At 36.4% G+C, this 12,286-nt stretch carries 10 protein-coding genes; 5 read left to right on the top strand and 5 right to left on the bottom strand.

Annotation, left to right across the window (positions count from 1 at the left end):
• Window positions 1-136: 136 nt before the first annotated feature.
• From ABN763_RS03695 to ABN763_RS03675, 5 genes are all read right to left on the bottom strand, one after another.
• Entirely contained in the window at window positions 137-1,261 is a 1,125-nt protein-coding gene (locus tag ABN763_RS03695; RefSeq protein WP_410484069.1) for a glycoside hydrolase family 3 protein, read from the bottom strand.
• A gap of 42 nt (window positions 1,262-1,303) precedes the next feature.
• A complete protein-coding gene (locus ABN763_RS03690; RefSeq protein WP_410484068.1) occupies window positions 1,304-2,689 on the bottom strand; it encodes a DUF3179 domain-containing protein in 1,386 nt (461 codons plus the stop codon).
• A gap of 58 nt (window positions 2,690-2,747) precedes the next feature.
• Window positions 2,748-2,987 (bottom strand): CDGSH iron-sulfur domain-containing protein, encoded by a 240-nt coding sequence (locus ABN763_RS03685; protein WP_410484067.1) that lies wholly within the window; start codon window positions 2,985-2,987, stop codon window positions 2,748-2,750.
• A gap of 71 nt (window positions 2,988-3,058) precedes the next feature.
• Window positions 3,059-4,810, bottom strand: coding sequence for an ABC transporter ATP-binding protein (locus ABN763_RS03680; protein WP_410484066.1), 1,752 nt, complete (start codon window positions 4,808-4,810; stop codon window positions 3,059-3,061).
• A gap of 34 nt (window positions 4,811-4,844) precedes the next feature.
• A complete protein-coding gene (locus ABN763_RS03675) occupies window positions 4,845-6,002 on the bottom strand; it encodes an acyltransferase family protein (protein ID WP_410484065.1) in 1,158 nt (385 codons plus the stop codon).
• A gap of 193 nt (window positions 6,003-6,195) precedes the next feature.
• Here ABN763_RS03675 and ABN763_RS03670 point away from each other — a divergent pair, with 193 nt between their 5' ends.
• The 5 genes from ABN763_RS03670 to ABN763_RS03650 all read left to right on the top strand — a co-directional run bounded on the left by ABN763_RS03670 (window position 6,196) and on the right by ABN763_RS03650 (window position 12,274).
• On the top strand, window positions 6,196-6,738 hold the full coding sequence (locus tag ABN763_RS03670; protein ID WP_410484064.1) for an NADPH-dependent FMN reductase: 543 nt from the start codon (window positions 6,196-6,198) through the stop codon (window positions 6,736-6,738).
• Window positions 6,739-8,055 carry an anthranilate synthase component I family protein gene (locus tag ABN763_RS03665; protein ID WP_410484063.1) on the top strand — a complete coding sequence of 439 codons (1,317 nt, stop codon included), beginning with the start codon at window positions 6,739-6,741 and terminating at the stop codon, window positions 8,053-8,055.
• An 87-nt stretch (window positions 8,056-8,142) separates the two neighbouring features.
• Window positions 8,143-8,967 (top strand): alpha/beta hydrolase, encoded by an 825-nt coding sequence (locus ABN763_RS03660; RefSeq protein WP_410484062.1) that lies wholly within the window; start codon window positions 8,143-8,145, stop codon window positions 8,965-8,967.
• Window positions 8,964-10,268 (top strand): tRNA lysidine(34) synthetase TilS, encoded by a 1,305-nt coding sequence (gene tilS / locus ABN763_RS03655; protein WP_410484061.1) that lies wholly within the window; start codon window positions 8,964-8,966, stop codon window positions 10,266-10,268. The genes ABN763_RS03660 and tilS overlap by 4 nt, the downstream gene beginning before the upstream one ends.
• A complete protein-coding gene (locus ABN763_RS03650; RefSeq protein ID WP_410484060.1) occupies window positions 10,268-12,274 on the top strand; it encodes a cytochrome c biogenesis protein CcdA in 2,007 nt (668 codons plus the stop codon). Before tilS ends, ABN763_RS03650 begins: the two co-directional genes overlap by 1 nt.
• The last annotated feature ends 12 nt before the right edge of the window (window positions 12,275-12,286 follow it).

Here is a 12,286-nt window from a genome sequence, read left to right as displayed (position 1 = left end):
ATTTTGCTAACAAGGTTTTTTCGTTTTATCTAGTGATGCTGAACTTGGGGCGGGTCTCAGAAAGATATGTTGGTTGAAATTTCATGTATCAGGTAATGCAGAAACGAGGACTTCAGAATCAAATACTATAAATTTTCTAAATGCTCTTTTTTGCAGTCATGATTCGTCGGTATGATTGCTCAATTCGCTCTTTACTAATCTCACCACTTTGAACCATTTTATAAATGGCATCAACCATTTTTATACTAATGTCAGGATCGTATTCTAGATTATTACCCACAACAAGAATGTCTACATCAGCTTCAATGGCTTTTTTCAATATTGTTTCGAAAGGAAACATAGCATTAACTGCTTTCATTTGTAGGTCATCCGAAAACACCAACCCATCAAACTCAAACTGATCTCGTATTATTTTTTTGATGACATTTTTTGATAAAGTAGCTGGGTAGGTTGAATCCAATTCCTTATTCATTACATGAGCAGTCATAATGGCCATTGCCTTCTTATTACTCAGTTTTCTAAATGGAATAAGCTCCTCTATGGACCAAAAATTGGTAATGTCTGTAATACCTTTATGAGAATCGGCATCGGCGCTACCATGGCCCGGAAAATGTTTTAAAGTAGAGATAATTCCTGCTTCAGCATGTGCGTCGATCCAAATTGCTGCATGTTTTTCAACAACTTCGGCTTTTTCGGAGAAACTACGCTCGTAACCGCCAATTACGGGGTTATTCTTATTGATATCCATATCAACGACTGGAGCAAAATTAAGGTTAATACCGATGTTTTTTAGTGTTTTTGCGTTTAGCTGGGCATAAAACTGTGTGGAATCCACAATGTCAATAGCCCCCAAGTATTTAGCGGATACACTTGCTGGAAATCCGTATGTTGGTTTCAACCGATTCACCTTACCACCTTCCTGATCAACAGCGATGAATAACCTGTCTTCATTAAGGTTTTGAAGATCGTTAACAAGTTTTTTTAATTGTTCAGGCGACTTTATATTTCGATCTGCCTTTTTGTAAACCACATCGTAATCAAATACGATAAGTCCTCCAATCATCCCATTTTTCAATTGATTTTTCAATACAGTATCTACTTTCTGAATAGCATCACCTCGAAAACCAACCATGATCATCTGACCGATTTTCTTTTTTAATGTTATATCAACTTTGTTCTGTTCAGGTTGTTTTTCTTTTGACTTGCAAGAAAGTGCTGTCAAAACAAGGGTAAAGATGATTAGTCGAATTCCGTTTTTCATGGACTAGTATTCAATGAATTATTAACCCCTAAATTAGAACATTTATTTGATCAATACTGTATTGGGATAGGCGGCTTGCCAACCAAACCAAAATGCATTAAAACTGCGTAGTCGTCTCAGTTCATTCCCTAAGACACTGACTATTTTATCCTCATAAAGCGTCCACACCCGACCACTGTCATCAACAATGGTAGAATTTCCGTCATAGTGACGAAAGATGATGTTACCAGAATCATACAATCTATTTGCCCCACTATTATCAGTAAACACAACAAACGCTTGGTTGCCAATTGCGCTTTGATAAATAGGATTTTTCTTTAAGAATTTTGTTGATATTGCAAGAGATTGCTCCGGGTACTCTTCGAATTTGACCGCTAGAATTGAGGCTTTGTTTTTAAGTTTTTTATCGATGTTTGGTACATTAAACATCAAATCATCGGTTGCGAAATATTGTCGGTATGCAACGCCTTCTCCATAATCTCTTTTAAAACCTGTTTGTAATGATAGTACTTTGGTTTTGGGGTGAGACCGTTTCCATGCTCCCCAAGTAGTGGTAACAACACTGCGATAATTAAATTGAATGTTTTTACCAACGAGTGGACCAACAACGGGTTTACCCTCTAAAGTACTCCAAAGTGACTGTGTCTCCTTATCATACATTAGTTTATTTGACCGATATAAAAATCCGCTAGTACCCATTTGATATTGCTTTCCATTATGGGTAGTTTCATACAAAATGACAGTACCACATAGCGTACAATAAACACCGGCCACTGGAACGTTTCCTACGGTATCTGTAAATAGTTCATGCCAAGCCAGAATACGTTTTGGATATGCTCGTACATCTCCATTGACGGCTATACCAAAAACAACATCATCATCACTTAGATAATCCGCTTCCTGAGCGCTGATCATCGTTGGATTCCGCAACGGAGGGATTCCATCTTGTTTGACACCTCCCCAGCGTATTTCATCAAAGCGAATCAGGGCATTTTCCTGTCGGTTCTCGAAGTAGGTTCTAAACTTGCGATCTAGTAAACTGTGTAATTTAGCTTTAAAAACATGGTAAGTTGGAATGATCTTCTGAGGTTTGTTCCATATATATTCGTACCACTTGTTAGTGTCAAAGCCATATTCTTTTCTTGTTTTTTTCTGTAACAGCTGTAGCATTTGCTGTCGAAATTCAACACCCTCAGAAAAGTATAATAACTCTAACAACATTACTTCATAACCTTCTTGCCAGTTGTGATCAATATTCTTTAAAATCAATTTTTGTATTTGAAAATCATCGGTGGTAAGTAGTAATAAGAATTGGTCTACAATGGGATGATTTTGTTCTGCACTGGCATTTAAAGGAATATAAACAGCTTCACTATAGGCCTTGTTGAAACTGAGAAATAAGAGAAGTATATAAAAGGTTTTACGCATGTCATGAGATTTTTTCTTTTCCCATTTTCAGTCGACATGTGTCAAATAAACTAACAGTTTAGGCGTTATGAGAGCCGTCGCAATATGGTGGATTTTTGGTTAGTTTGCAAGTGCATAACCAAGCTTCTTTTTCTTCTTCTACACTAAAAGTAAGTGGTAAGGTTGCTTTTTCTTTTCTATGTGAACCATTGCAAAATGGCTGATCTCCATGACCACAAGAACACCATGAATAGTTTTTATCAGCTTCTAATTTTACCTGTATTGGAGCATCACCACCACGAATATTATTTTCTTTCATAACTGAAATTTTACCTAAAAATAAAAAGATTCAATATCAATAGATAGCTCAGCATAAAATATAGAATGGTTTTAAATACGGGCCTGGTATGTATATAGCTGGTAATACCTTCCTTCTTCCTTAATAAGTTCATTGTGTGTGCCGCGTTCTGCTATTTTTCCCTTTTCGATCACTAAAATTTGATCCGCCCTTCTAATGGTGCTAAGTCGGTGGGCAATAACAAAAGTGGTACGTCCTTTCATTAATTCCGCTAAACTTTTTTGAATTAACGATTCGCTTTCTGTATCTAAATTTGACGTAGCTTCATCTAAAATGATGATCTTTGGATTGGCTAAAATGGCTCGTGCAATTGCAATACGCTGCCTTTGTCCTCCGGATAGCTTAACTCCACGTTCTCCGATTAAGGTATCTAGACCATCATCAAAACGATCGGTAAACTCATCCACATAACCAGCCTTTACCGCGTTTGAAAGTTCTTCCTCAGTGGCATCAGGCCTTGGGAATAAGATGTTCTCTTTAATAGTACCTTCAAATAAGAACTCATCTTGTAGTACAACTCCCAAATATTGACGATAGCTGTTTAAGGTAATTTTTGACAAATCGTGATTGTCGACTGTAATTATTCCTTTTTTCGGATTTAAAAATGAAGCAGCTAAACCTGCAATGGTTGATTTACCTGACCCAGAACTTCCCACCAACGCGGTAACTGATCCTGATCCCGCTTGAAATGAAATATCGTGTAGTACGTCCTTATCAGCTTCGTAAGCAAAAGACACATTTTTGAAATTAATATCTCCTTTTAGATTTTCCAGTTTTATAGTACGCTCATGATCTTCTTCTTCAGGAATCATGTTCATAAGTTCCTCGGTACGATCAAGACCCGCTAGTGCTTCGGTGAGCTGACTACCAATGTTGCTCATTTGTACAATAGGCGCAATCATAAATCCCAGCAGTAGGGTGAAGGCCAGAAAATCCCCAATGGTTATTTGATCGATCATTACCTTATACCCGCCAATTCCCATAATACCTGTGGTAGCAAGACCTAATAAAAAGGTCGAACTACTTGTCATGAACGCAGTCGCGGTCAAACTTTTTTTGACATTTTGAAACAGTCGATCTACTCCGGCTTCAAAAATCTTATTTTCTTGATGTTCTGCGTTAAATCCTTTGATAACGCGAACGCCCGCAAGTGTTTCGGTTAATCTACCTGTTACTTCCGCATTGATCTTTCCTCTTTTCCTAAAGATCGGGCGAATGTATTTAAATGCCTTTAAGGCAACAACAGCAAAAATCGAAATAGGAATAAGGGTGAACAATGTCATTTGCCAGCTTATTCTTATTAATAATACTACTGAGATGATTGCGGTGATTGTACCACCCACTAATTGGACCAACCCAGTACCGATTAAGTTGCGCACACCTTCAACATCACTCATAATACGAGATACTAAGGCTCCTGATTTAGTATTATCAAAAAAGCTAATGGGTAATGACAGCACTTTTTTTTGTACTTGCGCACGCAGTTCGGAAATAAGATATTGTGCCTGAACACTTAAAATTCTCGTTAATAAGAATGAAGTTACTGACTGAATTAGAATTGCAATCAGCACCACAATTAAGAGCCATTTTAACAGGTCGAAGTCCTTTTTACCAATAACGTCATCCATCAGGTATTTACTGGCCATTGGGATTACCAATTTGGCAACCTGACTTATAACGATTAAAATAAGACCTATTAAAACTAAATTTCTTCTAGGCCAGATAATGGTTTTAAATGCTTTACCAATGCTAACCGTACTTTTCTGTTTTTCCTTCTCTGCCATAGCGTTGTATGCGATTGCAGATCAAAAATAAACACTATCGGCTACGTTGCCTAATTAATCGGTAGCGAAGTATAAGCTGGGTTTTCAAATAAAGCAATGCTTGTATCATCTTTTGCTTTAACAAGCCTAATGCTTTGAAAAAAGCAGGTTCTATTTTATAGTATTGAAGTACGACCGTGCAGACTACAACAATAAAAGTAAGGGCGCCTAAAACTGCAAAAAGAGGATTTAAGCTGTTATAGAAAAATCTAGAAAGCCCAATACCAGTTAAGCTTCCATATAAGATGATAAAATGAACAATATAGATGGATAGCGTTCGGCTACCAATATCAACAACTAACTTTTTTTCAAAGTATTTTCGGACCATAGCAAACAGCGCAAAGATAATAAGCACATCACCCATACGTGTAAATAAATAGTTATAGTTAGCAGACGCGAAAAATATGTTAATACCTGTTAGGTCGTACATAAGACTTAAAAGCCAGCTTGAAGTGAATAAAAGTAAGGAACCTGTAATAAGCAGTGTATAAATAAACCATTTATAGAAACCAGATTTCGAAACATTATTTTTGAAAATTAACGCCATGAATCCACCAGCAGCAACGTAACCAAACCAAGGAAAAATTGTAAAGACAGATCCGTTTGCTTTGGTAAACCAGTTGGCTAGGTAATCAGGCAAAAAGGAAAAACTATAAGCTGCATACGCACGTTCCCATAAAAAAATAATAACCGTTAAAATGAGTAGCGCATACTGAAATATTTTCTCCGAAACTTTTGAAAACAACAAATAAAGTCCAATAATTAAAAGGATAGAAAGACCAATTATTTGAAGTACATTAATTAAAAAGAAATAGTCGCCAAAACTACCACCAAATAACGAGCTCAAACTTAAATGCAACATGTACCCCCATAAAATGAGTTTGAATGCTCTTTTGATGCCTTTCAAAACACGCGGGTTTTGATAGCCTCGCCCTTTTTTCATTAGTAAAAACACGAAAACAAAGCCCGTTATAGTAAAGAACATAGGCGCTGTCACACCTCTGAAATACTCCCAGAAATTATAAGCAAAGCTGTCATGATTCTTAAAAGAATCGGCCAATAACGAGCTTATAAAATGCCCTTGTAACATCATCAAAATGGCAAATGCACGAATAGCATCAATAAAGTATATTCTATTGCTCTTTGTATTCACTTTAGGGGTTTTATCCTATATACGTTATGTTCAACTTATTAGACGTGTAATAGTGCAAAGGTATGTTTTTTAAATTATGTTAATTTTTATCTGGTTTGAAGATCCTAGAGGTGTGATTAAAATGAATTTCGAGTATGAAACTTAATCACTAATTTTATCGTGAATTAAGATCATTTTCATCAACATTTATTCTATGGTATCAATTTTAGCATTTGCTGGGAGTAACAGTAGTACTTCTATAAATCATCAATTAGTAAAATATGCAAGCCGATTAGTCCTGAATCAGGATATTCGATTATTGAAGATGTCTAATTATCCATTTCCAATGTTCAGCGAGGATCTCGAGAAAAACGAAGGCTACCTTAATTCGCTTATCGAGCTAAAAGATGATATTGCTGTTGCAAATGGTTTAATAATAGGTATAAATGAACATAACTCCATGCCATCCGCTTATTTTAAAAATTTAATAGACTGGTTATCAAGAATAGAGCGGCAATTTCTTGTTAACACAAAGGTACTGTTACTAAGTACATCACCGGGAAAGCGAGGAGCACAAACTGCCTTAGCACTTACTAAGGATTTGCTACCTAGATTTGGTGCAGAAATATATGATGCCTTTTGCTTACCATCGTTTAAAGACAACTTTTCGTTAGATAGCAATTCAATTTCCAATGCGGATCTTGATGAGCAATTAAAGCTAATTGTTGAGGGATTTTCAAATCAATTTTCTGAATAATTGCGCACAATATTTAGCACTAACATTAACAACACCAAAAAGTTTAAGAGGCAGTTGTTGCAATGGTCACAACAGTTTCAAGAGATTGTTTGGTTAGACAGTAACGAAATAAGCCATCCCCATGCTAAATACGATGCTATTTTGGCGGTTGATGCGCTGACCACTTTCAAAACAGATTATTCTGATGCTTTTGAGCAGTTAAAGGAATATAAAAACAGCGCAAACGATTGGATTCTTGGTTATCTATCATATGACCTCAAGAATGATGTGGAGCAATTATCATCCACAAATCGGGACGATCTAGGTTTTGCAGATTTACAGTTTTTTCAACCAAAAAAGTTATTTCTTTTAATGGGAGATAAGCTCGATATGCTATATCTACGAATGTGTGATGATGAAATGGAGTACGATTATAACGTAATTTCAACAACATCAATACCAAGTTTGCAATCGATTATTGAAAAAAAGAAAAACGAAACGACGCCACCGGTAAAGATCAAGCTTCGTATTCATAAGGAAGCATATTATGAAAAGTTAAAAGGTGTTTTAAGCAGAATTTATAGAGGAGATATTTATGAAACCAATTTCTGTCAGGAGTTTTATGCAGAAGATGCTCGGATAAACCCGATGGAAACGTATCTGAATCTGAACGATATTTCAATACCTCCTTTTGCGACGTTCATGAAGTTTGATGAACATTATTTGTTGTCGGCTTCTCCTGAACGCTATCTAAGAAGGGATGGAGACACCATAATTTCCCAGCCTATTAAGGGCACAGCTAAACGATCTGATGATAAACTTGAAGATAAAAGACTTATTGATGCCCTTGCGAATGATCCAAAAGAACGATCAGAGAACGTGATGATCGTAGATTTGGTCAGAAATGATCTCTCAAAGTATGCAAAAAAAGGAAGCGTTCAGGTAGAAGAACTTTGTAAAGTTTATACCTTTAAACAAGTACACCAAATGATTTCTACCATAACAGCCGAACTTAAAACAAATACTGATAGCGTTGATGTGATAAAGGCCTCGTATCCAATGGGGAGCATGACTGGGGCTCCAAAGATTTCTGCGATGAAAATTATTGAAGAATTTGAAGAAACAAAACGAGGTGTTTATTCGGGAGCAGTAGGTTACTTTACACCGGACGATGATTTTGATTTTAACGTGATTATTCGCAGTATTCTTTACAACAATCGAACAAAATATGTGTCTTACTCTGTTGGAGGAGCCATTACTGCTGGTTCTATTCCTGAAAAAGAATATGAAGAATGCTTGATTAAAGCCAAGGCGATGCGACAAGTACTAGAGGGGTAGTTTTCAGCATACAGTAAGTATTTTTTCTATTAACCATCTGTTCAATAACCCAAAAACCACTAATCAACTAAGTATTACCTTTATCGCATGAAGCATAAAGAGTTTTTTTTAAAAAAATATCATCAGCAAATATTCGCACAAAGTTGGACACCTAATGAACCGAAAGCCATTGTATTATTAGTACATGGTTTTGGCGAACATTCTAGTCGGTATGCTGAATTTGTTGTTCCGCACTTAATTGACAATAGTTTTGCTGTTTTTACTTACGATAATATCGGTCATGGGAAGTCAACCGGTAAACGAGGTGATTGTGAGAGTTACGAACAGTTAATGGCAATTTTAAATGATGCATATGATGAAGTTAGAGAACGTTTTGTCGACCTCCCGGTATTTTTATACGGGCATAGTATGGGGGGTAACCTAGTCATTAATTATACACTTCGTATTGAGCCGGGAGTAAAAGGAACAATTGCGTCAAGTCCTTATCTACGGTTGGCTTTTAAACCACCAAGTTGGAAAATGAGCATTGGCAAGTTATTTTATAAAATTGCACCATCGATTACGCTGTCCGCCGGACTAGAAGTAAATCATTTAACTAGAGACAAGGTGGAAGTTGAGAAGTATAAAAACGACCCGCTCGTACATGACAAAGTAAGCCCTATGTTCACGTTTCCAATAATGGAAGCAGGGGAGTGGGCTATTACTAATTCAGAGCATTTAAGCACACCAATGCTTGTTGCGCATGGCACTGGAGACAAGGTGACGAGTCATGAAGCTTCGAAAGAGTTTGCTAAGGGAAGCCCAAAGGCCAGCCTACAACTTTTTGATGGCGGATATCACGAAATGCATAACGATCTTGATAAAAAAGACTTTATGAAAACCTTAATTACTTGGATGGATAAACAATTGTGAAAACTGCATTTTCAGATCATATACGTTCTCATTTTCCTTCACTAAAAAAGGGAAAACTTCTTATTGCAATTAGTGGCGGACTTGACAGCGTAGTTTTGACCCATTTATTGCATTCATTGTTTTTTGATTGCACTCTGGCGCATTGTAATTTTAAACTAAGAGGGGAAGAAAGTGATACTGATGAAATGTTCGTTATTCAATTTGGAGAAGCCTTAGATTTTGAAGTATTTACACAGTCTTTCAATACTAAAGAATATGCTGCTAAAAATGGTATTTCTATTCAAATGGCCGCCAGAGAATTGCGATACGAATGGTTTTATGACCTCGTGGGACAATTTAGTTTTGATGCCATTATTACCGCTCACCATGCGAATGACAATTTAGAAACTATGTTGATCAACCTTACGCGTTCAACTGGGATTGAAGGTTTATTGGGAATACCAAAGGAAAAGGATTTATTAGTCAGACCACTCTTACCATTCAGTAGAAATGAGATTGAAGATTATGCAAAGTCTCATCAGCTAAATTGGCGAGAGGACAGCAGCAATGTTGATGAAAAGTATTTGCGTAATGCTATTAGACAGCAGATTGTTCCTGAACTAGAAAGAATTAATCCTAATATTAATCAAGCAGTTCAAAAAACACAAGAAAACCTGTCGGATGGTTGGCAACTGATTCAAGATCGAATAGCATGGCTAATAAATGAGCTACAACCAGAGTTTAAATTAGGTGAAATCCGGATAAATACCTTAAAAAAACTATCAAATCCTAAAGCATACCTATACTACCTCCTAAAGGATTATGGATTTACTGAATGGAATGATGTGGTCAATTTACTAGATGCGAATTCAGGTAAACAGATACATTCTAAAACACATATACTATTAAAAGATCGGGATTATCTTGTTTTAAAACCCCAAGTTTTAAACAGCCAATCTGTATATTATATAGATGAAGATAGTAACCAGATTTCGGTACCTATTGTGCTTGATGTAAGTCAGGTTACCAAATTGGATTCGCATAACGTAAATGTCTTGTTTGTGGATAAAGAAACGTTAAAATTCCCTTTAAAGTTAAGGAAATGGGAAAAAGGCGACTACTTTTATCCCCTGGGCATGCATGGCAAGAAAAAGAAACTGAGTAAGTTTTTTAAAGATGAAAAGTATTCCCTATTTGATAAAAATGAACAGTGGCTGTTATGTTCGGATAATGAAATTGTATGGGTGGTTGGAAAGCGGGCTGACGAACGTTTTAAAGTGACCAATAAAACGAAAGAACTATTAAAGTTTATATATTCTTGATGAGATCAATTATTCTGTTTTTTACATTATTGTTTGTAGGTGTAAGTAATGCTCAATTTGAAGATCGTGTTGAATGGACAACCGCAATAGAAGAATTGAGCGAAGGCGAATATCAACTTACTTTTACCGCTATTATTGATGCAGGATGGCATATTTACGGTCAACCTATTGAAGGAGAAGAAGATCCTTTCGGGCCTATACCTACCGAATTTGCATATAATAACAGCGAGGGTAATTATGAATTAATTGGTGCTACAAGCCAGCCCGATAAGGAACCATATTATGACAAAGTTTTTGATCAAGAGGTTATCTATTTTGAGGACATTGCCATATTTACGCAAAAAATAAAGCTGGTTAATCCTGATTTTAAATCGATTTTGGTCGATGTTTCTTTCGGTGTTTGCAATGATAGACAATGCTTGCCGCCTGATACGGTTGATATTTCTATCAATCTTGATGGAACATCATTTGAAAAAGAAGAAAAGTCGGTTGATGCTACTAGTTTGATAAAAGCAGATCAGCTTAAAATTGACATTCAAAATCCTGAGTTATTGCAAACTGAAGGAAAATCAGCTGAGCGACAAAACAATCTTTGGGCTATTTTTGGTTTAGGATTTTTAGGTGGGCTAATTGCATTGTTAACTCCATGTGTGTTTCCAATGATACCATTAACAGTTTCCTTCTTTACTAAGCAATCAGGAAACCGAAGTAAAGGAATAGCAAACGCATTACTTTACGGTCTTTTTATAGTTGTTATATACTTTTTGTTGAGCTTGCCATTCCATTTAATGGATAATCTAGATTCAGAGATACTAAATAATATATCAACCAATGTATGGCTTAATGTGTTCTTTTTTGCCATTTTTATATTTTTTGCTTTTTCATTTTTTGGGTATTATGAGTTGACACTTCCCGCAAGTTGGGGGAGTAAAATGGATAGCGCATCAAATGTAGGTGGTGTGATTGGTATTTTCTTTATGGCTGTTACTTTGGCGATCGTCTCATTCTCATGTACCGGGCCAATTTTGGGTGGGCTGTTAGGTAGTACTACCCTGGCTAATGGTAATGTAGCAACCAATCTTTCTGCGGGCATGACCGGCTTTGGTGCTGCATTGGCTTTACCGTTTGCCCTATTTGCTATGTTTCCTGCTTGGTTGAATTCGCTTCCAAAATCCGGTGGATGGTTAAATACAGTAAAAGTACATCTTGGTTTTGCGGAGTTGGCATTGGCATTTAAGTTTTTATCAATATCTGATTTAGTACAGCATTGGGGCATCTTAAAAAGGGAAGTTTTTATTGGTATTTGGGTTTTGATCGGAATTTTGTGGCTGCTTTATACATTGGGCAAATTAAAATTCCCACATGATGGCCCCATTAAAAAGTTAGGCTTCTCACGAATTGGTTTTGCGACTTTATTAATAGCGGTGATTGTTTATATCGCTCCTGGGTTAATGAAAAATCCAATGTGGGATGCTACTGCATTTAGTGGTATGTTTCCACCGGACTTTTACAGCGTATATAAAAGGGATAATAACTGTCCTTTGGGTATCGATTGTTACAAAGATTTTGATGAAGGTTTAGCAGTGGCCAAATCGCAGAATAAACCAATTATGATTGATTTTACCGGTTGGGGTTGTGTAAATTGTCGTCGGATGGAAGAAAATGTATGGGTGGAAAACGATATTTATAGCATGCTTAAGGATGATTATATACTGATCTCCTTGTATGTAGATGATAAAAAAGATCTTGAAGACAGCCAGCAGTTTGATTATGAATTACCTACTGGAAGAATAAAAGAGATCAAGACTGTGGGTAATAAGTGGGCGACATTTCAGACCATTAATTTTCAAACAGCATCTCAACCCTACTATATTTTGATAGATACTAATTTCAACTTACTGAATTCACCACAGCAATATACTGATAAAGCTACTTACAAAAGTTGGTTGAAAGAAGGTCTGGCAAGATTTGAGATAAGCACGGCTAAACCGAAGTTTGCGTTTTAAAAGGAACCGAGC

This window comes from Spongiivirga sp. MCCC 1A20706 (genome assembly GCF_046524175.1).
Taxonomy (GTDB): domain Bacteria; phylum Bacteroidota; class Bacteroidia; order Flavobacteriales; family Flavobacteriaceae; genus Spongiivirga.
This window is presented reverse-complemented; position numbering and strand designations above follow the sequence as displayed.